Origin of the sequence: Acinetobacter sp. YH01020 (assembly GCF_013420275.1) — a bacterium.
In the GTDB taxonomy this organism is placed as follows: domain Bacteria; phylum Pseudomonadota; class Gammaproteobacteria; order Pseudomonadales; family Moraxellaceae; genus Acinetobacter; species Acinetobacter amyesii.
The window spans coordinates 110,241-136,625 of record NZ_VOYN01000001.1 but is presented as its reverse complement, the minus strand read 5'-3'; the positions used below and the strand labels follow the sequence as shown (position 1 = coordinate 136,625).

Here is a 26,385-nt window from a genome sequence, read left to right as displayed (position 1 = left end):
TTGGGCTGTCTATGCGACTTTGACAAGAGAATAGATTGCAAAAAATGCTTTTAAACAAGTATCTTAATGATATTTTATGAGAAAAAAACCAATCCAGTATCAAGGGTATCTGCTTATGAAAATTGATAACATTCCTGATTCCATCGACCCTAACTTAAATCTGGACATTATTCGCGCTGAATGCTTAGAGCTTGTGAAAAAACGTGCTTATTTTTCAGCAGGTGCAGCCATTATTCCTGTGCCATTTTTGGATGTGGTGATTGACGTCGGAATTTTGTCACAGCTCATTCCAGAAATTAATGCGCGTTTTGGTTTAGCGCCAGATCAAATTAGTGTGTATGACCCGAAAACCAAACAGATTCATTGGACGGAACTGCGTAAACGTGGTGTCGAATTTTCAGGCTTAGTGGTTGCACGAACCGCGATGAAAAAATCGCTGAATAACATTGCAGCAAAATATATTACCAAACAAGTGACCAAATTTATTCCACTAGGTGGGCAATTGGTAGCAGCCAGTTTGGGTTATATCGTAATGAAAAAAGTCGCTGAAACCCATGTGGAAGAAAGCTACCAATTAGCGAAACGTATTCAACAGAAATTTCCGAACCAACCTGTCCCAACGCCGAACAATGGTTAACGGAGCGATGTCTAGCAAATCTATAAGATTTAATAATCAAAGTGATCTAAACCATAGATCTAAAGATGAAGTAAATCTGAAAATGAGCTAGTTTTGAAAATGAAAAAAGCCACGAATATCGTGGCTTTTTTCATGCATTTAATCTGCTTTCAATTGCGCCAAGATCGTCTCTAGCACTTGTAAGCGCGCACTGTGCTTGTCATTGGTGGCGATCACATGCCACGGCGCATATTCTGTATCCGTGCGTTGCAACATATCTGCGGCAGCTTTGAGATAATCATCCCAACGGTCACGATTCCGCCAGTCATCTGGAGTAATTTTAAAACGCTTATGCGCGGTTTCTTCTCGGGCTTTAAACCGTGCAGCTTGCTCATCCTTTCCAATGGCTAACCAGAACTTGATGACAACCGTTTGACTGTCATATAAGTCCTTTTCAAAACGGTTGATTTCATCATAGGCTCTCTGCCATTCAACCGTATTGGCAAAGCCTTCAATTCTCTCAACCAAAACGCGACCATACCAACTGCGGTCAAAAATCGTGATCTTTTCTTCAGGGAGAATTTTATTCCAAAAGCGCCATAAGTATGGACGGCGTAGCTCATATTTTTCGGGTGCTGCAATGGTATGAATTTCATATTCGCGTGGGTCCAACTTTTTGACGATGCGTTTAATTGCCCCGCCCTTTCCTGCGGCATCCATTCCTTCAAAGACGATCACCACATTGCGTGAATCAAAACGTAAAGCTTCAGCCACCTTGCGGCTTAATTTTTTTAATTCTTTTTTATAATCAGCCTCATCAGCCACGACAGTGCTGGGTTCCAATAACGCCTGTGGTGTTTTGGCTTGTTTCCAGCGCCCCACCGCTTTGGTTTCATGTGCTGGACAATGTTTTAAAGTGCGTAAAATATGCTGTGCAAATTGTTGATCACGGACTTGCTCATCTTCACAGTCGATGATGACCCAGTCATGACTAAAACGCTGACGTAAACGTTGTAGGTTGTCATATTGTTTTTTATTGCGCCAATCTAAACCATGCAATTTATGCCAACGCGCTTCACTCGGGTCCATTTCATCCAAGCGCTTTTGTAAGGATTTCCAAGATAAATCGAACCAGACCTTAATCACATCGACATGATTATTTTTTAGGTCTTGTTCATAGGCTCGCATGTTCTCGACATATTCATCAAATAAGGTTTCATCCAAAGGCTTCGACACATGCATGGCGGTACTGAGCAAATCACTGTACCAGTTTCCAAACATCACCATGATTTGCCCTTCGGCAGGAATAAACCGTGCATAAGACTGCCAAAACGTTTGTTTTTGATTAAACATGATCGGGGCATCCGCTTTCACCCTTAAGTAGCGTGGATCGACCCATTCGCGGAGCTGTTTGACAGCCTCTCCCTTACCCGCAAGCTCGATTCCACTCACTAAAATCAACATGCTTTTGGCATTGGGCTGACGGCTGGTATTTTTCAGTTGATACTGCGCTTCAATCAGCTCAACCGAGAGTTGTTCTTCATCCATCAATTGAAATTCTGTTTCTTTTAAGCTCATGGCGGACCCTTGGTTTTATTCTGTTTTGAGTATAACCATGCCGTTCATCACACAACAATGCTTTCATGTATGTGCTGAAATGCAAAATATGACCGTTTCTGCAACAAACTGACTCAGATTGACCTGTAATTTCGTCACTTTGTCATAGCCCTAAGCTCCAACACCCACTAAGATTCAAACATCTAAAAAATAATTGAGACACTCAATGTCCAAACTTGCGGTATTAGATGATTTACTTGAACTGTATTACCAGTTGAATTACCACAAAAAGCCAGAAATTTTACAGCGTTTACAAGATGTCCAGCAGTGGCAAAAACAGCGCATGCAACGTACGCATGCTGTGCAATTTGCTGAAAAACACAATGTACTGATGTCTGAATATTTTATTAACCGTTTATATGGTGGTCCTGATTTTGATGCATTAGCTGCACAAATTGCACGTCTCACCCGCTATGCGCATAAAGCAGAAAAACTAATTCCAGACAATGCCATTAAGACCGGCACTTCGGGCGTACAACTTGCGATATTGGCCGTACAGCTTGACGAACAAGTGGCCATTCAATTACTGGAAGATTATCCAAATAATCCAACCCTGACCGATGAAATGATGCGCCAGACCTATCTCAAGCTCGATCAGGGCAAAGACCGCATGTTGCAACTGCAACTGTTAGACGATTTAGGTCGTAATTTAGATAAATATATGCGCTCGTTTATGGTCTATACCGCCTTTAAAATGTGTAAGGGCGCAGCAAACAAATACAACTTCGAAGTGATGTACGACTTTATGCAAGATGGCTTCTTGGCGATGAAACCGCTCAAGTCAGCAGAAAAATTTGTCCGCGAATTTACCGCTGTAGAACGCCAAATCGTTGACCGTGTACATGCCGGTGACCCGAACCCGTTTCAGCCTGCGGCTTAACAAAACTCACATCCCACAAAGCCCATGTTTGATATAAAACAAACTGGGCTTGCAAGACTGAATTCAGATTTTTTATAGGGGATTTGCAAAGCAATTACAGCAGACCCTTATTTTTTCTGTATATTATTCACAACAAATGCAAATGACTGCTGTATAACAACAGAGAATCTGTCATCATGCTTGCAAAGCAACATTAACCCTATTTATAAGTTAGGAGTGACTCTAATGTCTAACGAGAATCAAACGCCTGCCCCTACACCTGAGTCGGCACAAAATACAGACAAAGTGAGTCCATTCTTAACTGAGCCTTTACCACAAGGGACAGCGCAAGGTCAGCAACAATCTTTAGAACAACGTCTGACCGACACACCTGTGACAGGTTCAGTACCCAAATATAATCTGCCACGTGGCGCGAATACTGGTAACGTTGGGGCAACCACGCACTTTGGTTATCAAACTGTGAGCAGCGAAGATAAAGCACAAAAAGTAGCGGAAGTTTTCCACTCAGTGGCTGCAAAATACGACATCATGAATGACTTAATGTCATTTGGTATTCACCGTCTATGGAAACGTTTTGCCATTAACATGTCTGGTGTACGTCGCGGTCAGCACGTCCTAGATATTGCAGGCGGTACTGGTGACCTTGCCAAAGTATTTAGCCGTGAAGTTGGCCCGACAGGTCATGTGGTGCTTTCAGACATTAATGAATCGATGCTCAATGTCGGTCGTGACCGCCTCATTGATGCTGGTTGTACCAATGTCGATTTCGTTTTGGCCAATGCTGAAACTTTAGAACCTTTTGCAGACAACAGTTTTGACCTATTGACCATTTCATTTGGTCTACGCAACGTGACTGACAAAGATGCTGCACTAGCTGCCATGTACCGCGTACTTAAGCCAGGTGGTCGTTTACTGATTTTAGAATTCTCTAAACCGGTATTTGAACCTTTCTCAAAACTGTATGACTTGTACTCATTCACTGCATTACCGATCATGGGTAAAATCGTAGCGAATGACTCTGAAAGCTATAAATACCTTGCAGAATCAATTCGTATGCACCCAGACCAACGTACTCTTAAAGGTATGATGGAAAATGCGGGCTTCCAAAACTGTGATTACCACAACTTAACGGGTGGTATCGTGGCTGTACACCGTGGTTTCAAACTTTAATACTGCAGGCTGAACTATGTGGTCGATTCTCGCACTTGGTGCAGTTGAACGCTTAATTCATCATGTCATTGATTTGGATGCGATTACCCGCATCCAACTGAATGAATTGCAAGGCAAAATGCTTCGTGTGGTGATCGACTCACCACAGTTGTCGGTGGATGTGTTTTTTGACGATCAGAAAGTTCGCTTAGAACCAATGCCAACAGGACATACTGAAACCGCATCCATCTTTGAGCAACGCCCTTTCGAGCAGCAGTCAAACATAACTGAAGCAACGGCGACCTTACATGTCAAAACGGTCGTCGAGCTCCTCAAACTGCTGTTGGCTGAAGATGTCGGCAATATTCCATTGCAAGGTGATTATCACTTATTGCAGGATATCCAGCGCATTATGCAGCAAGCTGAGCCTGATTTAGCTTCGCATCTAAGCCCTTGGATTGGTCCAAGCCTTGCGCATGAAATTGGTAAGTTACAACTTGCACCCAAACATCTCAAACGTACTTTACAAAGCCATTTGTTCTTTGCTGAAGACGCGTTAAAAGAAGATTCAGGCTTGCTTGCCCCACGCTGGCAAATGGATGACCTGAATCAAGACACCCGAATTTTGAATCAAAATCTGGACCGTGCAGAAGCAAAAATTCAGCAGCTGCATAGCCAAATTGACTCATTACAAGACAACACTTAAGACTAGGTAATTGCACATATGATTCCGCACGTTTCACGTTTACTCGACCTTTGGCGCATCGCTGCGCACTATAGACTCGACACGTTGTTTCCTGCGGAAGAATTACCGGAAAAAGCCCGTCATATTCTTTCTCTCATTCGTATACATCCTGCAGCACGTTTAAGCAAAGAACGTAAAAATCCACTGAAGCTAAAACAAGCTTTAGAAGATATGGGACCTTTGGCCATTAAACTCGGTCAATTACTGTCTACCCGTCGTGACTTGATTCCACCTGAAGTTTTACAGCAATTGGTGCTTTTACAAGACCGTGTAAAACCTTTTTCAAATGACGTTGCCAAAATGCGCATTCAGGAATCACTCAAAGCCGATGTTAATACCTTATTTGCACGCTTTGACGAGCAGCCTTTAGCCGCAGCATCTATCGCACAAGTGCATACTGCTGCACTGCATGATGGTCGCGAAGTCGTAGTGAAAGTGACTCGCCCGAATATTCGCAATCAAATTCTGCATGATTTTGAAATATTAGAGTGGCTTGGTCAGTTCCTTGAAAAACGCCTAGAAGCCGCTCGTGCCCTGCATCTGTCTGAAATTATTCAAGACTACCGTCAAATTATTCTCAATGAATTGGATTTGACTTTAGAAGCGGATAACACGCGTCGTATGCGTCATTACTTCACCGGTTCAAGCATGATGTACGTGCCTGAAGTCTATATGGACAGCCGTGATGTGATGGTCGAAGAGCGTATTACGGGTGTACCAATTTCAGATATTGCGACCTTTGATCGCTTGGGCATGGATCGTAAAGATTTAGCCGAAAAAGGGCTCACCATTTTCTTTACCCAAGTGTTCCGCGACAACTTCTTCCATGCAGACATGCATCCGGGGAATGTCTTCGTCGAAACCATTAATCCAAGCAATCCACGCTTTATTGCACTGGACTGCGCGATTATGGGTGAGCTTTCAAAGCACGACCAAATGACCGTAGCACGCATGCTGCTTGCGGTTATGAACAGCGACTTTATGCAGCTGATTCAGATTGTGCACCAAGCGGGCTGGATTCCACCGGGCACAGACCAAGATGCTTTGGCGCGTGAAATGCGTCGCACTGTTGGCCCAATGGTCTCTAAACCAATGCATGAATTGGACTTCGCCGGCATCCTGATTCAAGTGATGGATATTGCGCGTCGTTTCCATTTAGAGATTCCGCCACAATTGATGTTGCTGCTCAAGACCTTGGTCCATGTTGAAGGTTTAGGAACTGATCTCTATCCTGAATTGGATATTTGGAGTTTGGCAAAACCAATCCTCACCGATTGGATTAAAGCGCAAATGAATCCGCAGAAAAACTTAAAAGAACTCGGGCAAAAAATTCCAGACTTACTTTTAGGTGCGCAAGATTTACCAACGCTGATGATCGACAGCCTGAATGGTTTAAAAAATCAGTCGGCTTGGCATGCCAAACAACTGAATGAACTGCAAAGCATGCGCTTGCAAATGGAACATCAGCAAAAACGTAGTTGGGTTTTTGGCAGTATTATGGCCATCTTCCTCTCCATCGCGATAATTGCGCCATGGTATGTTTCCATCGTATTAATTGCACTTTCAAGCTTACTTGCCATTTGGCGTGTGTTTAAATAATCTTTGTATTTAAATAATCTTGATGTATCCATAACTCCTTTAAGCCTTTTAACAATAAAGGGCTTAAAGCTATAAAAACAAAAAATTTAAATAAGGCTGAACGCCATGTCATACAGTTATTTAGGGGTACTGTATGGTCGAAATCCACTCCGAGCATGTGCAACGGCCTTGCTATATAGTTTTTCGACTCTGCTCGATGTGTTGGTTCAATTGAATTTGCACTTATCTTTTCTGAACTGGCAACCGACAGCCAACACCACCATGTATCGGATGCAGCATAGCGCTGCATTTTGGTGGATCATTCTCTTTAATGCACTTCCCTGTATATTCCTGCTTTGTTTGCCACAGCAAAAACTGATGGCCGGGTTAAATTATTGGTTATTAGCTGGGGCCGTGATTTTTATCATTAACCTATTTGCTTGGGCGGTCTTTCCAATGGCGACATGGGCAATCGTCTGCCTCAGTTTGTTTCGATTGCATCGGCATAATGAACAATTATTACAACACTCATGAGCGATACCCTGATATGACTGAGAAGTCATTTGTCGGAAGTTTCAGCCATTGGGTCTGTGCAAAAACGCACTAGAATAATTCTACGACTGTATTTTAAGCGACTACCATGACTCAAATTTTGCAAAAAAGACCGCCTGCGCTCAATATCCGTGCTGGCCATTTAGCACGCCAACTGCTTGAACAAGAAGGTTTAAACGCTGCTCAAGTGGATATCCTGCCCGGTGCTGCTGGTGGCCCGAAAGGCATTGGTATTCAAGGTTTAGATCAGGCGATTTTTGCTGACTTTTTGCCACGTGCGCAACAAAAGCGTACTTTAATTGGTTCATCGATTGGCAGTTGGCGCTTTGCCAGTATTGCTGCTTGGGGAGCCATTGAAGGGACGAAACGCCTCTCTGAGCTGTATACCAATCTGAGCTTTCATAAAAAGATGAGCCGTCAAGAAGTCAGCGATGTGTGTCGTGGCATGCTGATCGATTTGATTCAAGGTCAAGAAGCGGCACTGGTTAATCACCCGGATTATCACCTCACTGTGCTTTCAGTCAAAGCTCAGCATATTTTCCAAAGTGATAAAGCTCTGCCGCTATTAGCCTCTGTCGCAGGAATCGTGGGAACGACAGCGCTCGCACGTAAACACAGTCGTTATTTCATGCAGCGTGTAATTAGTCAGCCTGTGTCAGGTCATCAATTTACCGTGGCGGATGATGGCTTTACCACGCATTACCATGCATTGACTCAAGACAGTGTCATGCCGTGGCTTATGGCTTCTGCATCTATTCCCGGTGTCATGGCCGCGATACGTGATATCCCTGATGCGCCACAAGGCAGTTACCGCGATGGCGGCCTGATTGACTATCACATTGACCTGCCCTTCCAAAGTCAGGGCATCGTGCTGTATCCGCATTTCACGGATAGCATCACCCCAGGTTGGTTTGATAAATTATTTAAACGCCAAGCCAATCCTGAAAATCAGGCACGTACCCTGTTGCTGTCACCTTCACAAGAATACCTTGCAAGCTTGCCGCTTGGCCGACTGCCTGATCGTAAAGACTTTACCCTCAAAGGCTTAGACAACCAACAACGCATTAAAATGTGGAACCAATGTGTGGCAGAAAGTCAGCGTATGGGCGATGAGTTTTTGGAGTTGGTTGAAAAGCAACATTTCCCAGCAGTCATGCAAGCACTCTAAGCGTTACAGTAATCTCTTGCGAGGGACGCTATAATCCTGTTTCAAAATTTTGAGCTTATTTAGTATAGATTTATGCGGATATTTTTAACTGTTTTGCAGTATGCCTGCATCGCTTTTGCACTTTTCCTTGTTTATCAAGTGTCAACCGCCTTGATCAGCGGCCAATACGATTTAATGGAAGTGGTGGCAGATGTTGGTACGATTTTAATTTGTATCGATTTGGCGGTGTTTTTATTTACCAGTAATGCAAAACAAGGCATTAGCATCGAAGACTATGCGAAACAATTGGAACAAAAGCCGTCAAAATTGGTATATGTGACCCGTAAATTGGGACATTTCGGTATTTTGCTGATCATTACCAGTTGGATCGTTCCAATGATTCGCTAATGTATTTTAGTTCAATAAAAAGGATCATCATGTGTTCATGATGATCCTTTTTTATGTCATCGGATTTTATTTATCCGAAGAAATTAACCCGTCCAGTTTTTACATCATACACCGCACCAACGATCGCTACTTTGCCTTCTTGCACCAACTGCTGTAGCACTTCACTATTTTGCAAAATATAGCGGATGTTGTAATGCACATTCATTTGCGTCACTTGCTCTAAAAATGCCGGACTCAGCGTTTGTGGTTGCATCAATTCTGCAACACGAGTCACAGACTCATTGAGCGGCCCCAGCACATATTGAATATGTGGCATACGCGTCAGGCTCTGAATCGATTGACCGGCTAAATGCAACTGACAAGCACTACTAACCGCACCACAGTCCGTATGACCAAGCACTACGATCACTTTGGCGCCTTTGGCTTCGCAGGCAAATTCCAATGAACCCAAAACTTTTTGCCCCGCGACATTCCCCGCTATACGTAAACTAAATAAATCGCCAATTCCAACATCAAAAATCATTTCAGTCGGCGCACGAGAATCCATACAACCTAACACTGCCGCAATCGGATGCTGCCCTTCTTCTGCGGTCACCCGCAGTTGACGATAGATATCTCGTTGCAAACGCTCATTTTGTACAAAACGTTCATTGCCTGCTTTGAGCAAAGCGAGCACAGCCTCTGGCGTCAAACGTTGCTGTAAAGCTGCGGTGCTGATATCTATATCTAATGCCGCCTCCTGCGCATCGGCATAGTGTGCCTTGAAACCAATCAACTGCACTTGCACTTTACGCTGTGCTGCCTTTTCCTGTTGGTACTCTTGAATGAGTTGGAAAATATCAGCATCCATATCACTCACATGTGTGGCATCAATCACCACTTGTTCACCGCGATGGATATGTTCCAATGCCGAGATTAATGCCGACCGGTTGAGAAAACTGACTTGTGAAGGCAATTCAATCCGTGTAATCACCCCATGTAAATGATGCTCTTTATACACCTTCAGCCCCTTATTAAAATTGGCGTATAAAATGAAGGCCGCACTACTGGCTAAACCAATCAAGATTCCGAGCAATAAGTCTGTGAATAAAATCGCCAATAAGGTAATAATAAAAGGAATAAATTGTTTCCAACCTTTTAAATATAGCTGTTTAAACAATTTGGGATGTGTCAGTTTAAAACCTGTGAGGATTAAAATTGCAGCTAATGCTGAAAGCGGAATCATGTTCATCAAAGGCACTAAACACAGCACAGCAAACAAGAGCAACACGCCATGAAAGATGGCAGAACATTTACTTTTAGCTCCAGCACTGGCATTGACCGAACTACGAACAATTACTGACGTCAGCGGCATTCCGCCTATAGCACCCGAAACGACATTGCCGATGCCTTGCGCCCATAACTCTCGGTTCGGGGGTGAAGAGCGCTTATGCGGATCCAATTTATCTGCTGCTTCTAAATTCAATAAAGTTTCTAATGACGCCACAACCGCCAAAGTAATAGCACCCGTGTAAATCAGTGGATTATTTAAAGCGGTCCAATCTGGAAAGATCATCACATTTTGTGGCTGATCCCAAAGATTTGGAAGTTGGATGAGATTTGATGGATGAACTGCCAAAGGCGAACCACTAAGCACCAACACGGCATTGCACAGTGCAGCAAGAACGACAGCAACCAAGGCTGAAGGCAGAACCCACTTTTTGCATGAGCTCTGCTCCCAAAGCAACATCAGCACAAGGCTACCGATACCGATCAAAACAGCACCGATATCCCATTGCAAATCGAGCGGCTGTGACTGCCACAGCACAGACCATGAAAATTGGTTCAAGCCAAACAGATAAGGCATTTGACTCCCAATCAAGATCAGCCCAATGGCTGCCAATAAACCCAATATGACATTGTTTGGAATAAAGTTGGCAAAGAAACCGAGCCGAAATATGCCAAATCCAATCTGTAAGATACCGGCAAAAACAATACACAATAAAAAGGCGGCATAGTTGCCGCCGAGTAGTTCAAGCTGTACCAAAATGACTGCTGTTAAACCTGCTGCTGGCCCTGCAACACTGATATGTGAGCCACTCAATGCTCCGACTAAAATACCACCGACAATGCCGGAAATAATGCCAGAGAGAATCGGTGCGCCAGAAGCCAATGCAATGCCTAGGCATAGCGGTAAAGCCACGAGAAATACCACTGTTCCAGATAAAAAGTCGTGAATATGAAATCGATGTCGTTCAATTTTAGATGTCATCATTTTACCGTTTATAATAAATATCAAATAATTAGATGTAAGTATGTAAAGCCTAAAGTTTGTGACCACTTTATGGCGTGACTTATATTGTCTGACAATCGAACGATTCTATAGTGTGTTTTGATACGTGATTTGTGTGATTTTTACACTTTATTGCGAAGTTTAAGATTCAGCTCATTTAGCTTTGATAGGCCTTAAAAGAAATAAAAAAACCTCCCAAATGGGAGGTTTTTTTAACAGTTAAAGATTACTTCGAACCTTTAATCCCTGCTTGTAATAACAACGCACCTAAACCACCGATTTTATTTTCTTGTGGTTTCGCTGCTTGAGGTTTTTTATGACCTTGTGGGCGGTCGCCTTGCGGACGGGCATGCTGTGGACGTTTCGCATGTGGCTTACGCTCACCTCGTTGTTCTTGCTGCGTATTGTCACGACGTGGTTGACGTTGTGGTTTCGCTGCAGCAGCACCTTCTGCACGCATGGATAAGTTCACGCGGTTACGTTCAACATCGACATTCAAGACACGAACTTGAACAATTTGACCTGGTTTCACGACTTTGTGCGGATCTGCAACAAATTCATTTGCAAGTTCAGAAATATGTACCAAACCGTCTTGGTGTACACCCACATCCACGAATGCACCGAAGTTAGTCACATTCGTAACCACACCTTCAAGCTGTAAACCTTCCGTCAATTGACCAACTTCAGTAATGTCTTCACGGAATTTTGCGGTACGGAACTCTGGACGTGGATCACGACCTGGTTTTTCAAGTTCAGATAAAACGTCCTGAATTGTTGGTAAACCAAATTGGTCATTTACAAATGCTGCTGCATCGACCTGACGAATAATTTCAGTATTACCAATAATATCTTTGACTGTGGTTGCTTTCGCTGCCACAATTTTTTCTACTAAACCATAAGATTCAGGGTGAACTGCAGATGCATCCAATGGTTCAGAACCATCTTGAATACGTAAGAAACCTGCTGCTTGTTCAAATGTACGTTCGCCTAAACGAGGTACTTTCTTCAAACTTTGACGGTTATCAAAACGACCATTTTCTTTGCGGAATTCAACGATTTGCTGTGCAATCGATTTGTTTAAACCCGCGATATAACCCAAAATAGCAGATGATGCTGTGTTGACATCGACACCTACTGAGTTCACACAGTCTTCCACAACCGCTTCTAGCGTTTTTGCCAAACCGGTTTGGTTCACATCATGTTGATATTGACCCACACCAATCGATTTAGGATCAATCTTCACAAGTTCAGCCAATGGATCTTGTAAACGACGAGCAATCGACACTGCACCGCGAATAGATACATCTAGCTCTGGCAATTCTTGAGATGCCAATTCAGATGCTGAATAAACAGATGCACCCGCTTCAGAGACAGACACACGAATCAAATTCAAGTCTGTATTTGCTGCCATCATTTCAGCCACAACCGCTTCAGTTTCACGGCTTGCAGTACCATTACCAATCGCAATTAATTCAACATTGAATTCGCGGCATAGACGTGCAAGTTCAGCGACTGAACCAGCTTTGTCTTCTTTCGGAGCAAATGGGTAAATCGTGCTATGTGCAAGGACATCACCTGATGCATTGACAACAGCCAATTTCACACCCGTACGGATACCAGGGTCAACACCCAGAGTGGTACGCGCGCCTGCTGGTGCAGAAAGTAATAAATGACGTAGGTTTTCAGCAAATACATCCATCGCTTCAGCTTCAGCAGCCAAACGTTTTTCAGTCAATAATGAATGTTCAATGGCAGGACGAACTTTACCGAGCCAGAACAATTTTGCAGTTTGTTTTAAAAAATCTGCACGCGCTTGTGGCTGAGCTGTTTCTATATTGTATTCAGTTTCAATACGTGCCAATGGTGCATCATCTTCACCATCGACTTTTAAGCCCAAGACATTTTCTTGACGGCCACGGAGCATCGCCAGTAAACGGTGTGAAGGGACTTTGTTTAAGCTTTCAGAGAAATCAAAGTAATCACGGAATTTTTTACCGACTTCCTTTTTCTCATCACTTGCAACTAAACTTTTCAACACTGCAGTTTTCGCAAATGTCGCTTTTAGCTCAGTGGTTAATGCAATATTTTGCGCCCATTCATCAATTAAAATGTGTTGAATCGCATCAAGTTGACTTTCAACATCAGCATAATCTTCATGACTAAAACCAGCTAAAGCTTCCGTAGGATCGATCGCTTCATTAAAGATTTTTTCAGCGATTGGGCCTAAACCTGCTTCTTTTGCTTTAAATGATTTACTGGTACGTTTTGGACGATACGGCGCGTAAATCTCTTCTAAAGCATTTTTAGTTTCTGCTGCATTCACGCGAGCAAGTAAGTCATCAGATAACTTGTTTTGTTCTTTTAGAGATTCGATTACCTTTTCACGGCGCTCAAATAAATCACGCAGGTAAGTCAGACGTGTATCGAGCTGACGTAATTGAGTATCGTCCAGACCTTGCGTCACTTCTTTACGGTAACGTGCGATAAATGGAACACTGGCACCTTCATCAATGAGCTTGATGGCAGCTTCAATTTGATTTGGACGTACGGCAATTTCTTTTGCCAACTGCTGAACTAAGTCAGTCATCGTATTAGATCCCTGCAAGGATAAGTTCTAAAAGCCATGATTATAAAGACCAAGACCATAAAATCCACAATTGTTTTTATAAATTTATTCGTGGTTTTTAATGCCAATTCATCTCAAATACACATTTTTTTACGAAACTGACTATGAAACAGCAAATTAGCGAGACTTAGACAAGCAAACTGATTCGAACAACATGTATACATTTGGTATCTATGTCTTGATTTTAACTGCAATATTTGTTGCTTTAGAGCATAGTAAATTTATATAAATGAATCGTATACTCAAGTGAAATCGACTTTTTGTTTACGATGACAATAAAGAATAAGGAGCACGTCATGAGTTTAGTTGTACCTGCTGAAAAAACAGATGCCGTACAAGCCGAAACCGACCGAGTCGAACGCATTCTGGTTGTCGATGATGATGTGCGTCTACGCACCCTCTTACAACGCTTCCTAGAAGATAAAGGTTTTGTGGTCAAAACCGCACATGATGCGACTCAGATGGATCGTCTGTTGCAGCGGGAACTCTTTTCCCTGATTGTGCTCGACTTTATGTTGCCTGTTGAAGATGGCTTGAGTATTTGCCGCCGTCTGCGCCAATCTAGCATCGACACCCCGATCATTATGCTGACCGCTCGTGGTAGCGATTCAGACCGTATTGCTGGACTTGAAGCTGGTGCAGATGACTACTTACCAAAACCATTTAACCCGAATGAGCTATTAGCACGTATTCGTGCGGTACTACGTCGCCAAGTGCGTGAAGTTCCGGGCGCACCAAGTCAACAAATGGAAGTGGTGTCTTTTGGTCCGTGGTCACTCGACCTGTCTACTCGTACATTAACCCGTGAAGGTCAAGTCGTCACATTAACAACGGGTGAATTTGCCGTACTCAAAGCATTAGTTCAACACCCACGTGAGCCACTGACACGCGACAAGTTAATGAATCTTGCTCGTGGTCGTGAATGGGGTGCTATGGAGCGTTCAATTGACGTTCAAGTTTCTCGCCTGCGTCGTTTGGTTGAAGAAAACCCGGCACGTGCGCGCTATATTCAAACCGTTTGGGGCGTAGGTTATGTCTTTGTTCCAGATGGTGCTGAATAATCCAAATAAATAGTAATAAAAAATTCCGCCGTTCATTAGGCGGAGTCTTTTCATTGAACATTAAATTTATCCAATAACCTGCGGTTCGCCTTACTTTTGTTTCGGCAAAAGTAAGCAAAACCATTGTCATACGCAAAACTCGTCTCATTTCTGCTTCATATCAGAATCATCGCAGAAACATAATCTATTCCATGCTTCCTGCCTCGAACAGTTGTGTATGACCTGAACGCGTATCCAACAGGGTTAATTGATATCACACTCTAAAATTTACTCTAGGGATATAGCGTGAAACTCGAACCCATCGACCCACAGGAATTTACCGACTACGTTACCTACTCCGAAAAAAAACGGACACCTTGGGAACGCTTCCTCGATAAAATCAAACCCCGCTCTGCAGCCATGCGGACCACCGTATTGGTCTTATTTGTGGTGTTTTTTAGCCTGTTTATGTCCTTATGGTTCTTTTGGCGCACACTCTATTTACCCGAAATTCAACAACATGCTCGTTACCTCGCGGTCGAACTTGAAATCATTAACAATCCTGATTTACGGATTTTTCATAACAATGCCGAAGTAGATGTCGACGACTGGATGCGCAACCGTGTCGGGATCGAATATGTGACCGATCCGAAAGAATTCCCTAATGTCAAAGACAAAGTGATTGCAGAGTTCTTTACCAATCAAATTGAAAAGAAACTGGCCAAAGAAATGCGCATTGATAATGCGACCGTGTATTTCCAATTTAAACCTGACCCACGCATCTGGATTCAAACTCCAGAAATGAATGGCAACTGGGTTCGCGAGCCTTTAAAAACCTATGCCAACTATAGCGCAGAGCTGATTTTAGGTTGGTTATTGGGTATTCCGCTGATTGCCGGCATCATTATCTTAACCTTGGTTCGTCAGCTCAACCGTCCACTAAAACGTTTACAAGATGCGGCAAACAACTATAGTAAACACGGCACTGCCCCCTATTTGGAAACCAACCATGGGCCGCAAGAAATTCGTGAAGTAAACCAAGCCTTTAACCACATGGTCTACACGCTGGAACAAACTGAACGTGATCGTCGTATCATGTTGGCCGGTATTTCCCACGATTTGCGTACTCCGCTGACCCGTATTCGACTCAGCGCAGAAATGATGCCTGATGATGACTTTTTAAAAGAAGGTCTGATCTATGATGTTGAAGATATGGATGCGATTCTGAATCAGTTCATTTCGTATATGCGAGATGGTTCAGATGAAGTACCACAAGATACTGATTTAAATGCGCTATTGCAGGAATTAGTGATTCAATTTAAACCTTTAGATATTCGCTTTGAACCTCAAGACTTACCGATTATTCAAGCACGTAGCCTGTCCTTAAAACGATTAATAGGCAACTTAATCAATAACTCAAAACGCTATGGTGCCGAGCCGATTGAACTGTCTACCGAATATGAAGGTGACCATATTCAAATTCGCGTTGCCGATAATGGCGAAGGGATTCCTGAAGACCAAATTGAAGACCTGATGCAACCTTTTGTACGTGGTAATGATGCACGTACCATTCAAGGCAGTGGACTCGGTTTAGCCATTGTAAAACGTATTGTGGATATTCACGAAGGTCAACTTTCAATTCACAATCGAGCAGAAGGTGGACTCGAAGCGATCATTTCTTTACCACTGCAAAAACTCGAAAATGATGAAATATTAAACAACAGTCCATTGGAAAAAATTAAGCAAAGTTTAACTGAACGCTTTTAACAAGCGTTCAAAAAAGCAACGAACAGTTTTGTTTAAGCTTTAACCATTGATATTTTTAACTTTATTATTCAGTGATTTAAAAAACATAATAAAATCTTATACCCACATTTTTTCAAAAAATTAGACCTTAGCCTAACAGGTATGCAAAATGGCTTTTTTGATCGGTACAATCCGTATCAGTTTTGAGAATTTCACGAGAGTATATGATGTCTTTAGATCGCATCCGTTTAGCTGCCCTACACGACAAAGTTATCAGCGCAGAAAAAGCTGCTGAATTCATTCAGGATGGTATGACGGTAGGTATGAGTGGTTTCACACGCGCAGGTGAAGCGAAAGCTGTACCTTTAGCGTTGATTCAACAGGCTCATGCTAATCCTCTTAAAATTACCCTAATTACTGGCGCGAGCTTGGGTAACGATTTGGACAAAAAATTGACTGAAGCAGGTGTTCTTGCTCGTCGTTTACCGTTCCAAGTAGACAATACATTACGTAAAGCCATCAACAAAGGCGAAGTAATGTTCATCGATCAGCATTTGTCTGAAACAGTTGAACAAATGCGTAACCTTCAGCTTAAAAAGCCTGATGTAGCAATTATTGAAGCTGTTGCGATCACTGAAGATGGTGGCATCATCCCTACAACTTCTGTAGGTAACTCTGCAAGCTTCGCAATTTTTGCTGAAAAAGTGATTGTTGAAATTAACACCAACTTAAGCCCAGCATTTGAAGGCTTACACGATATTTATATCCCAACATATCGTCCAACACGTCAAGCGATTCCATTGACTCATGTTGATGAACGTATTGGTACACATGCAATCAACATCGATCCTTCAAAAATCGTAGGTATCGTATTTAACAACGAATTGCATGACTCTCCATCTACAGTGACTGCCCCTGATGATGAAACTCAAGGTATTGCAAACCACCTTATCGCTTTCTTTGAAAAAGAAGTAGAAGAAGGCCGTTTACCGAAAAACCTAGGTCCATTACAAGCAGGTATTGGTTCAATTGCAAACGCAGTATTGACTGGTCTTAAAGATTCAAACTTTGAAGACTTGATCATGTACTCTGAAGTACTTCAAGACTGTACATTTGAATTGATCGACGCAGGCAAAATGAAATTTGCTTCAGGTTCCTCTATTACGCTTTCTGCGAAATATGGCGAAAAAGTATTTAATAACCTTGAACAATACAAAGACAAACTTGTATTACGTCCACAAGAAATTTCTAACCACCCAGAACTTGTACGTCGTTTAGGTATTATCGGTATCAACACAGCACTTGAGTTTGATATCTACGGTAACGTGAACTCGACTCACGTTTGCGGTACAAAAATGATGAACGGTATTGGTGGTTCAGGTGACTTCGCACGTAATGCGCACTTGGCGATCTTCGTGACTAAATCAATTGCAAAAGGTGGCGACATTTCTTCTGTTGTTCCATTTGCTTCTCACGTTGACCATGCTGAACACGACGTTGACATCTTGGTTACTGAACAAGGTCTTGCTGACTTACGTGGTCTTGCTCCACGTGAACGTGCTCGTGCTGTAATCGACAACTGTGCACACCCAAGCTACCGTGCAGCATTAAACGATTACTTCGACCGTGCTTGTGCGAAAGGTGGTCAAACACCTCACCTTCTACGAGAAGCATTGTCTTGGCACATCAACTTCGAAGAGAACGGCCATATGTTAGCTGCTCAACCTGAAGTGAAAACTGCTTAATTGACAGTGAACTAAAAAAACGCTCTTCAGAGCGTTTTTTTATGGCTTTTATTTTTCAATATGACTTATCAAGTCTGCAAAACTCGACTAATCTAAATTGGTCAAAATACATGCTAAAACAAAAATTATGTTTATTATCCGCCCCTATCTCGAAACTGATTTAGACGATGTGATTGCACTTTGGGAACTGTGTGATCTGACCCGTCCATGGAATAACCCTGAAATTGATATATTTCGAAAATTGGCTCAACGTGATCAATTATTCTTGTTGGCGGTCAAAGATGATCAACTGATTGCAACTGTCATGGGTGGCTATGATGGACACCGAGGCTGGGGCAATTATCTTGCCGTACATCCACATTTTCAACGTAATGGCGTCGCTACCGCCCTCATTCAACAATTAGAAAAACGCTTAATTGCTTTAGGCTGCCCAAAACTTCAATTACTGATTCGCCAAGACAACATTGACGTACAAAATTTTTATGAACAATTGGGCTATGAAGAGGTTGAAGTGATTTGTTTGGGTAAACGTTTAATCACGGATTAATCGTTCGACAAATCTTCATTCAATCCTTGTAACAAAATCAAAAAAAAACGACATTACGCCATCGAAACAAAAATGGATTGCATTGCTTGGCTTTAAATTTTAGGATTTGCCCCCATCATTTTCCCAGAACATAGAAAAGAGATTTCCCATGCGTGTAGATATCTGGTCAGACGTGGTTTGCCCATTTTGTTATATTGCGAAAAAACGCCTTGAAGCTGCTGCCGAAGAATCGGGTGTAGAGCTTGAAGTGTTTTGGCATAGCTATCAACTTGATGCAGATGCGCCCGCTCGCCTAGAAATTTCTAATACTGAACGTCTAGCTCAAAAATATGGCCGCAGTATTGAAGAAGTAGAGGAAATGCAGCGCAATATTGCCGAAATGGCAAAAGCTGAAGGTATTGAATTTAACTGGCAAAAAGCCAATTCAGGCAATACTTTCAACGCGCACCGCTTGATTCATCTTGCACAAAGCAAAGGTCTCGGCAGTGAAGCCAAAGAAGCTTTCTTCTATAGCTATATGACCCAAGGCTTGGCCATTGGTGAACGTGAAACCTTAGAAGACGTTGCATCTCGTATTGGTCTAAACCCTGTTGAAGTCGATGACTTATTAGACTCAGATGAATTTGCTGATTTCGTCAAATACGACGAAGAAGTAGCACGCGATCAACTTAAAGTTACGGGTGTACCGTTCTTTGTATTTGAGCAACGCATTGCTTTAGCAGGCGCTCAACCGAAAGATGTATTTAAAAAAGTGATGGACAAAGCTGCGGAACTCCCTGAGCTTGCTCCTACACCTGTCTGTAATGATGAAAGCTGTGAAACACCTGAAAAATAATTCAGCGCGTTCAATCAAAAATCCCCGAACTTCGGGGATTTTTTATGATCAGTTTTTAACATCAATAAAATGAAACTTATTCCACCAAGAAGCTGATTTTTAAGTTCACTCGATATTCCGCAATTTTATTGTCTTTCACCACAACTTTTTGTTCATTAATCCATGCACCCTGAACGTTCTTTACGGTTTCAGTGACTTTATTAATTCCCGTTTGGATTGCATCTTCAAAACTTTTTGTGCTACTTGCATTTACTTCAACGACTTTAGCAACAGACATTGTATTTATCCTCATTGTTATGATTTTGAATCTTCATCATATGATTAAGTCACTTATTTTGGTTATTTTTTAAACATCAAAACAGCAAAATATTACATGTCTTACACAGGAGTGAATTCCACTTCGAGGGATTACAAACTGACCATCATTTATTACATGCTTTCTGTTTAAGCCAAGGCCACTACCGATTAGGCTAAAAGCTTCATTCTTCAAACGATCATGCTCGGGAGTAATGTCATGACTATTGAACCTCAAGCAACTTCTGCTGAAACCGAACTATCTACCAATACACCCCATCAAACAACCACCAACGAGTCCCAAACAGGGAAGAATAGCTTTCTCTCACGTTTTTCTCCGACCGTCAAAGGTGCTGCGATCGGAGCTGTTGCAGGCAGTATATTGCCTGTTTTTGGTACGATTAGTGGTGCCATTACTGGTGGTATCGCAGGCAAAGTCTATGAAAAGAAATGTGCCAAACATTCATAGATTTTTCATCTATATCTGAGTGATACGCCGCTGTCACTCAGCTAATAAAAACTCTAGAGCAATAACTCTAATAGACTGTTTTATATAAATATTAAATCCTACCATTTATCTTGTGTTGCCGAATCGATCATTTTTAATTGATTATTTTTTGATATTATTTTCACATAAATTCAAGTGATTAATTTTCTCCCTGACTCAATTTTTGAGTTACTAATGATTGATAGGAATACACAAATGAACGCAATCAAATATGCTATGGCTGTTGCTGTGATGGCGCTTTCTGCAACTGTTTCTGCACAAATCGTTTACGTACCAGATTTTCCAGTAAAAAAAGCTGTAACTGCTGAAACTGCCAATGCAGAGAGCCAAGCTCCAGCTGCTGATACAACTGAAGTTATAACAAACACAGAAAAAAAAGCTTAATTTTTAGCTGATTTTTCCATAAAAAAACCGATGGCTCCCACCATCGGTTTTTTATTTTATGTGCCTTTACTTTGGGCTTTATTCTTTACTTAACATTAAAAATGAACATCTAAAAGCGCTCGATCGCTGATGATGACTTCAAAAAAATTGATCAAACCATACCGCTATATCTTTTGCAAAACCTATCTTTAAGCTAATGATTTGGTATTATTTTTAAACAAAATGCGCATTAATTGTCATATTTAACGCTTAATTTGTAGAAGCTGACATTTATTTCCATGTTTTTTTTAATGAAATCTCTATAATCAAATGAACTAATCGACTTCTTTATTTTTAAATTTACATTGTCCTATGCAAGAACTTCAGGCACTGATACAAGGAAAAATTTCACCGCAGGTTATCGATATTGAACGCCTGATTGAATTGGCCAATACATATCGAAACCCGAATTCGGCTGAATATAAATTAGTAGAACTTGCAACCAATATTGTATTGGCTAAATATTTAGAAAAAGCACAAAAAGTCCTTTAGGAAGCGGACAAATGAATCTACAAGAGAAAGTACAATTAATAAAAGAAATCCATGTACTGACCCATCAACTTGAACACCGTGCTTTGAGTTTTTATGAAACTGCGCTTTCTAAACGTCGGATTCATGAAATTTTTGCCTTATGCGATGAACCAATTTTTCAAAAGCAAATATTAAGTTATCGTGCATTAACTAAGCCACAAATGGCTGCCACTGAATTTTCCAAACAAACGCCATATTCATTGTTATTTCGTGGCTATTTTAACCATGATGCTGCACTTGAAAATGCTTTATATCAATATCCAGAGATGGGTTGGGCCTTGCTGCATGACCATGAATTAGGTTGGCAAGTGTGGATGATTCCAGCCAAACAGCGCACGGCTTTACTCAGTGAATGGGGCAATTTTAGCGAATGCTATGATTGGTTAATTGAACAACAACAGCTATATAAATGTTTAATCAGTGATACCGATCTAAGTCTACATGCCTTACGCCTAAAAGAAGAAGTCAGCACAGCACCAAACACTGTTGCAGCAAGTGTGGATGCCCTACTGCCGATTGAAACGATAAATAATGACGGATCTGTCGATCTAGATCATTGCGATAAGCAAATCAATGAAGCGGATACGTTGCTTGATAACTCAAATACAAATAAACCGGAGCTTTCTGCACCTGATACCATTCCTCTTGTTCTAATTGAGCAGCCAACACATGCGCCATCGGAGGAATATCTCAACTCGACAATGGCAGGCGTTGAACTTCCTGAACAGGTTCAAATCGCTCAATACACCGCTCGCGTTCAAAAGCTGCAAAACATCGATGCACAATTGGGCTTGTATGAATTGCAGTTTATAGATCAGCCTGAACTCACAACGCAACTTGATGTTCTAATGCATACGACAGATGGTACAGATTGGAAAAACCAGCCACTGTATTTAGCAGAGCAAATCAATATCGAAGGTCGCTTCATCAAATATCTCTTGTTGTTTGGTGCGCAAACGCAAATGGAAGCCATTCGACTCTCTCAGCTGTTTTGCCAACAACATCAACATGAACTTGCTGCGATTAAAGTCATGACTTGGGACAATCTAGAACAACTATGTGCTGAACCTGATCAGCTCTATCAACAGTCTCAGCAGGCTGAAATAATTTGGTCGCAAAACGACTATTATCCATTTATCCCGGCACAATTAATTCATACGCAAAAATTCATTCATTTTGATGAACCTGAACCGACGCTACATACCCCGCTGTTATTATTACAAGAACGTCAAAAAATACGTTTAATCCACGGTCAAAAACGCATGGCACTCTTGCGTACCGAACAAGCCCTTCCCTATTTGATCCTCCATCGACAGCAAGGTTTAAATTGGCAAAGCATCCAAAATGTGATCCAACAATTGCCTCAACCCATTGATGTGATTTCGCTTTATCAAGCGCTTAAGCAAACGACCGAAGATTAATTGCATTTATTTTGTAGTTTGGCTTGCATTTATCCGACAAAAATAACAAAACTACAGATGCAGGATACTCAGATGATAATTAAATAGAGCCAAAACATATGCATAAAAAACAACAGTACTTTATTCGGACTTTGCTTTTTTCCGCATCAATAAGCTTGATGTATCAAGTTGCTTGGGCCAATGAAACTGATGCTGTCGTCAATGAAACTGAGGGGCAACATTCTCAGGATGTGCCTGCAACCGAGCAAAGTTCACCGTATATCATGCCAAAGACCTATGATTTTTTAGATCAAATTCCACGTTGGATTGATACAACACCGACCTTCTTACCTGAACAATCAGATCACCCCATTGTTCCGACAACAGAACAAACGGAAAATAATAGCTGGACCGATCGACAACAGAAGAAAGTCCGAAATTGGGCAGATCGAACTGCCGTTCGCATGGATAACTGGTTTGGGCAAAGTGAGCCTGATAAACCAGCCAATGCTACCCTTAGGGTGATTTTAGACAACAGTTGGAATAAGCACGATGAATACGAAATTAAGCCACGTATTCGCGGTAAAATTAAGCTTCCCACTTTAGAAAAAAAATTGAGTGTGGTCTTTGGTGATGACTCACTTGATAATGAATTAGAAAATAATGCTGCAATTACCAATGAAAACCCTGCGGGGCGTAGTGATAAAAATTATGACAATAAGCAAACCCGTGAAGATAACAGTTCACTGGCTTTACGTTGGTCAGAAATTTCAGATCGACTGCCCTTCGAAACTGACGTTGATCTCGGTTTACGTTCTGGTGATGACCTATATGTCCGCTTAAAAGCAGCTAAAAAATGGCAACTCGACAATGATTACAGTTTTTTAGCCGAACAAATTTATCGTTATGGTATCGATAGTGAAAATTATCTAAGAACCAATTTAGAATTAACCCATGCCCGTCCAGGCCAACCCTTTATCTCAAACCAATTCAACCTGACCTATGCAGATGCACAGGATGATGATCTGAAATGGGATAACTTCAGTTACCGCCAACACCAATTTTTTAAAGGTAACCGATTCAACTACGGCCTATATACAGGTGGTTTTTACAATAACGATCAACTGCGTTTAAACAGTTGGGGACCCTATGTATCATGGCGACAGCCCTTTCTACGTGAATGGTTTTATATCCAAGGTGATCTCAACTACCTCAACAACCATCGTGACGATAAAAGCCACTTTGTGGGCGCTTTAGTGCGCCTTGAAGCCTTGTTCTAATACCCTCTATTTCACAGCGAATCAAAAGCCCATCTCAACAGGATGGGCTTTTTTTAAATAACTCAGCTTCAATTTTTCTTAATCACACGCACACGATCATTACGTACAAAACTCGGCTGTTTTTCAGCGACTTTTTTCACTTTAGGAAAACTATACTGAACACGATCATTTCGCATCACACGGCGACTATCTACAAAAGGATTGATATCATATTGTGCGATTTGTTTTGAAACCTGCACTCGGTCATTACGCACCATTTTTTGCGTAGCGCTATCTGCCTGAGCAGATTGCATGAGGCCCATAGAGAGCAGCGAACCCATTACAGCGATCACTAAAGTTTTCATCTTACAATTCCCAATATTCAATGATCGCTATTATAGATTAATTATTTATTTTTAATTTATTTTAAAGATTAAAACATGGACGTTTTTATTTATGCCCTCTATCGAAAAACCAAATAAAAAAACCTCCCGAAGGAGGTTCATTTCATATCTACCGTTACTTCAGCAATAAGCTGTTAATCCGTTTGATGTATTGGGCAGGATCTTCGGGTAAACCGCCTTCAGCAATCAACGCCTGATCAAAAATAACATTTGCTAAGTCATCAAACTGCACCGAACTTTCTAATTTTTGTACCAACGGATGGGATGGATTGATTTCCAAGACTGGTTTTGACTCGGGAACCGCTTGTCCTGCTTGTTTTAGCATACGGACCAGTTGCGGTGATAACTCACCCTCAGCCACCACCAAACACGCAGGAGAGTCCACTAAACGTGTTGTTACACGCACTTCAGAGGTCTTATCTTTTAACGCATCCGACAGTTTTTCAACAACAGGTTTAAACTGCTCAGCAGCTTCCTCAAGTGCTTTCTTCTCTTCAGCATCTTGTAGATCACCCAAATCAACTGCACCTTTCGATACATTCTGTAATGGTGTTCCATCAAACTCAAAAACAAATTCCATCGCCCACTCATCCACTCGTTCAGTCATGAGCAGCACTTCGATACCTTTTTTCTTGAACAATTCAAGTTGTGGTGAGTTTTTCGCAGCATTTAAACTATCAGCAGTCACATAGTAAATTGCCTTTTGGCCTTCTTTCATATTGGCTTTATAGTCTGCAAATGATGTTTTCACTTCATCATTATTTGACGAAGCAAAGCGTAATAATTTTAGAATACGCTCACGATTCGCCATGTCTTCGCCTAAGCCTTCTTTTAAGACTGAACCAAACTCAGCGTAGAATTTTGCAAACTTCTCTTGATCAGCAACATCTTCAGATTTCGCCAAACCATCTAGCACCGTTAAAATACGGCGGGCGTTACCTTCACGAATCGTTTTAACGTCGTGACTTTCTTGTAATAATTCACGGCTTACATTAAGTGGTAAGTCTGCGCTATCCACCACACCTTGAACAAAACGTAAATAATTAGGAATCAAATTATCCGCATCATCCATGATAAATACACGTTTCACATACAGCTTAATTCCTGCTTTAGCTTCACGTGTGAAAATATTGCTTGGTGCGCGAGATGGAATATAAAGTAACTGTGTATATTCCGTACTTCCCTCTACACGGTTGTGTGTCCACGCAAGCGGGGCTTCAAAATCATGGCTCAGGTTTTTATAAAACTCAGTATATTGTTCTTCACTGATCTCATTTTTATTACGCGTCCATAATGCACTTGCTGAGTTAATCGCTTCCCATTCATCCGTCAGTACATATTGACCAGGTTTTGCTTCTTCGCCTTCGGCAGCTTCCTCTTGTTGCCAAACTTCTTTCTGCATCTCAATTGGCAAACTAATATGATCAGAGTATTTATTAATAATCTGCTTAACTTTGTAACGATCTAAATAATCTAAAGCATCCTCGCGTAAATGCAAAATGATGTCGGTTCCACGTGAAGCCTTATCAATTGGCTCTACATCAAACTCACCTGTACCATTACTAACCCAACGTACCCCTTCAGCGGCATTTACCCCAGCACGACGTGATTCCACTGTAATTTTTTCAGCAACAATAAAACCTGAATAGAAGCCCACACCAAATTGACCAATCAATTGTGCATCTGACTTTTGATCACCCGTAAGCTTCGACATAAAATCTTTAGTGCCAGACTTAGCAATCGTACCCAAATGATCAATCGCTTCTTGTTGTGTCATACCAATACCATTATCCGAAATGGTAATTGTCTTCTGCTCTTTATTTAAATGAATACGCACATGTAAATCTGGATCATTTTCATAATATTCAGGATGGTTAATGCCTTCAAAACGTAATTTATCGCAGGCATCAGATGCGTTTGATACCAACTCACGAAGGAAAATTTCAGGATTTGAATATAAAGAATGTGTTACTAAATGCAGTAACTGAGCCACTTCCGCTTGGAAGCTGTGTTTTTGAGATTGTTGTTCGCTCATCAGTCTCTCCGTTCATACTGAGTAAAAT

At 41.6% G+C, this 26,385-nt stretch carries 24 protein-coding genes; 18 read left to right on the top strand and 6 right to left on the bottom strand.

What is annotated here, in order from left to right; all coding sequences use genetic code 11:
• Nucleotides 1-115 precede the first annotated feature (115 nt).
• The gene (locus FTT85_RS00685; RefSeq protein WP_180024754.1) at nucleotides 116-637 is read left to right on the top strand and encodes a hypothetical protein; all 522 of its coding nucleotides are present in this window, start codon (nucleotides 116-118) and stop codon (nucleotides 635-637) included.
• A 138-nt stretch (nucleotides 638-775) separates the two neighbouring features.
• On the opposite strand, the gene FTT85_RS00680 is transcribed toward FTT85_RS00685, so the two are convergent.
• Nucleotides 776-2,194: a phosphate--AMP phosphotransferase gene (locus FTT85_RS00680; RefSeq protein ID WP_180007071.1), complete on the bottom strand. Its 1,419-nt coding sequence runs from the start codon at nucleotides 2,192-2,194 to the stop codon at nucleotides 776-778.
• Nucleotides 2,195-2,399: 205 nt separating this feature from the next.
• Here FTT85_RS00680 and FTT85_RS00675 point away from each other — a divergent pair, with 205 nt between their 5' ends.
• The 7 genes from FTT85_RS00675 (at nucleotide 2,400) to FTT85_RS00645 (ending at nucleotide 8,692) form a co-directional block, all read left to right on the top strand.
• Nucleotides 2,400-3,113, top strand: coding sequence for a hypothetical protein (locus tag FTT85_RS00675; RefSeq protein WP_180026789.1), 714 nt, complete (start codon nucleotides 2,400-2,402; stop codon nucleotides 3,111-3,113).
• Nucleotides 3,114-3,338: 225 nt separating this feature from the next.
• Nucleotides 3,339-4,283, top strand: a complete 945-nt coding sequence (gene ubiE, locus FTT85_RS00670; protein WP_078189802.1) for a bifunctional demethylmenaquinone methyltransferase/2-methoxy-6-polyprenyl-1,4-benzoquinol methylase UbiE — start codon at nucleotides 3,339-3,341, stop codon at nucleotides 4,281-4,283.
• Between the two features lie 16 nt (nucleotides 4,284-4,299).
• Nucleotides 4,300-4,968: an SCP2 domain-containing protein gene (locus tag FTT85_RS00665; protein WP_180182590.1), complete on the top strand. Its 669-nt coding sequence runs from the start codon at nucleotides 4,300-4,302 to the stop codon at nucleotides 4,966-4,968.
• An 18-nt stretch (nucleotides 4,969-4,986) separates the two neighbouring features.
• The gene (locus FTT85_RS00660) at nucleotides 4,987-6,606 is read left to right on the top strand and encodes an AarF/ABC1/UbiB kinase family protein (protein ID WP_180123782.1); all 1,620 of its coding nucleotides are present in this window, start codon (nucleotides 4,987-4,989) and stop codon (nucleotides 6,604-6,606) included.
• A gap of 105 nt (nucleotides 6,607-6,711) precedes the next feature.
• Nucleotides 6,712-7,119, top strand: coding sequence for a hypothetical protein (locus FTT85_RS00655; protein WP_180182589.1), 408 nt, complete (start codon nucleotides 6,712-6,714; stop codon nucleotides 7,117-7,119).
• A gap of 106 nt (nucleotides 7,120-7,225) precedes the next feature.
• On the top strand, nucleotides 7,226-8,305 hold the full coding sequence (locus tag FTT85_RS00650; RefSeq protein ID WP_180182588.1) for a patatin-like phospholipase family protein: 1,080 nt from the start codon (nucleotides 7,226-7,228) through the stop codon (nucleotides 8,303-8,305).
• 72 nt (nucleotides 8,306-8,377) lie between these two features.
• Nucleotides 8,378-8,692: a hypothetical protein gene (locus FTT85_RS00645; RefSeq protein WP_078189807.1), complete on the top strand. Its 315-nt coding sequence runs from the start codon at nucleotides 8,378-8,380 to the stop codon at nucleotides 8,690-8,692.
• A 70-nt stretch (nucleotides 8,693-8,762) separates the two neighbouring features.
• Here FTT85_RS00645 and FTT85_RS00640 read toward each other — a convergent pair whose 3' ends face one another.
• Complete coding sequence (locus FTT85_RS00640) at nucleotides 8,763-10,943, bottom strand: SulP family inorganic anion transporter (RefSeq protein WP_180182587.1); 2,181 nt, start codon at nucleotides 10,941-10,943, stop codon at nucleotides 8,763-8,765.
• Between the two features lie 247 nt (nucleotides 10,944-11,190).
• On the bottom strand, nucleotides 11,191-13,551 hold the full coding sequence (locus FTT85_RS00635) for a Tex family protein (RefSeq protein WP_180182586.1): 2,361 nt from the start codon (nucleotides 13,549-13,551) through the stop codon (nucleotides 11,191-11,193).
• 335 nt (nucleotides 13,552-13,886) lie between these two features.
• On the opposite strand from FTT85_RS00635, the gene ompR reads away from it, so the two are divergent.
• The 5 genes from ompR (at nucleotide 13,887) to FTT85_RS00610 (ending at nucleotide 19,503) form a co-directional block, all read left to right on the top strand.
• Nucleotides 13,887-14,651: a two-component system response regulator OmpR gene (ompR, locus tag FTT85_RS00630; RefSeq protein WP_078189809.1), complete on the top strand. Its 765-nt coding sequence runs from the start codon at nucleotides 13,887-13,889 to the stop codon at nucleotides 14,649-14,651.
• Between the two features lie 285 nt (nucleotides 14,652-14,936).
• Nucleotides 14,937-16,397: an ATP-binding protein gene (locus FTT85_RS00625; protein ID WP_111885830.1), complete on the top strand. Its 1,461-nt coding sequence runs from the start codon at nucleotides 14,937-14,939 to the stop codon at nucleotides 16,395-16,397.
• 206 nt (nucleotides 16,398-16,603) lie between these two features.
• Nucleotides 16,604-18,121: an acetyl-CoA hydrolase/transferase family protein gene (locus FTT85_RS00620; protein WP_180182632.1), complete on the top strand. Its 1,518-nt coding sequence runs from the start codon at nucleotides 16,604-16,606 to the stop codon at nucleotides 18,119-18,121.
• Nucleotides 18,122-18,248: 127 nt separating this feature from the next.
• Entirely contained in the window at nucleotides 18,249-18,668 is a 420-nt protein-coding gene (locus FTT85_RS00615) for a GNAT family acetyltransferase (RefSeq protein ID WP_180182585.1), read from the top strand.
• Nucleotides 18,669-18,816: 148 nt separating this feature from the next.
• Nucleotides 18,817-19,503 carry a DsbA family protein gene (locus FTT85_RS00610; protein WP_111885832.1) on the top strand — a complete coding sequence of 229 codons (687 nt, stop codon included), beginning with the start codon at nucleotides 18,817-18,819 and terminating at the stop codon, nucleotides 19,501-19,503.
• A 76-nt stretch (nucleotides 19,504-19,579) separates the two neighbouring features.
• On the opposite strand, the gene FTT85_RS00605 is transcribed toward FTT85_RS00610, so the two are convergent.
• A complete protein-coding gene (locus FTT85_RS00605) occupies nucleotides 19,580-19,780 on the bottom strand; it encodes a dodecin family protein (protein ID WP_067761311.1) in 201 nt (66 codons plus the stop codon).
• A 237-nt stretch (nucleotides 19,781-20,017) separates the two neighbouring features.
• Between FTT85_RS00605 and FTT85_RS00600 the strand changes: the two genes are divergently transcribed.
• The 5 genes from FTT85_RS00600 to FTT85_RS00580 all read left to right on the top strand — a co-directional run bounded on the left by FTT85_RS00600 (nucleotide 20,018) and on the right by FTT85_RS00580 (nucleotide 23,939).
• The gene (locus tag FTT85_RS00600) at nucleotides 20,018-20,266 is read left to right on the top strand and encodes a hypothetical protein (RefSeq protein ID WP_180182584.1); all 249 of its coding nucleotides are present in this window, start codon (nucleotides 20,018-20,020) and stop codon (nucleotides 20,264-20,266) included.
• Nucleotides 20,267-20,500: 234 nt separating this feature from the next.
• Nucleotides 20,501-20,689 carry a hypothetical protein gene (locus FTT85_RS00595; RefSeq protein ID WP_111885834.1) on the top strand — a complete coding sequence of 63 codons (189 nt, stop codon included), beginning with the start codon at nucleotides 20,501-20,503 and terminating at the stop codon, nucleotides 20,687-20,689.
• Nucleotides 20,690-21,040: 351 nt separating this feature from the next.
• The gene (locus tag FTT85_RS00590; RefSeq protein WP_078189814.1) at nucleotides 21,041-21,220 is read left to right on the top strand and encodes a hypothetical protein; all 180 of its coding nucleotides are present in this window, start codon (nucleotides 21,041-21,043) and stop codon (nucleotides 21,218-21,220) included.
• Nucleotides 21,221-21,231: 11 nt separating this feature from the next.
• Nucleotides 21,232-22,680 (top strand): hypothetical protein, encoded by a 1,449-nt coding sequence (locus FTT85_RS00585; RefSeq protein ID WP_180182583.1) that lies wholly within the window; start codon nucleotides 21,232-21,234, stop codon nucleotides 22,678-22,680.
• Nucleotides 22,681-22,778: 98 nt separating this feature from the next.
• Complete coding sequence (locus FTT85_RS00580; protein WP_180113611.1) at nucleotides 22,779-23,939, top strand: hypothetical protein; 1,161 nt, start codon at nucleotides 22,779-22,781, stop codon at nucleotides 23,937-23,939.
• 68 nt (nucleotides 23,940-24,007) lie between these two features.
• On the opposite strand, the gene FTT85_RS00575 is transcribed toward FTT85_RS00580, so the two are convergent.
• Nucleotides 24,008-24,283: a hypothetical protein gene (locus tag FTT85_RS00575; RefSeq protein ID WP_180182582.1), complete on the bottom strand. Its 276-nt coding sequence runs from the start codon at nucleotides 24,281-24,283 to the stop codon at nucleotides 24,008-24,010.
• Nucleotides 24,284-24,437: 154 nt separating this feature from the next.
• The gene (gene htpG / locus FTT85_RS00570; protein ID WP_180182581.1) at nucleotides 24,438-26,357 is read right to left on the bottom strand and encodes a molecular chaperone HtpG; all 1,920 of its coding nucleotides are present in this window, start codon (nucleotides 26,355-26,357) and stop codon (nucleotides 24,438-24,440) included.
• Nucleotides 26,358-26,385: the final 28 nt, after the last annotated feature.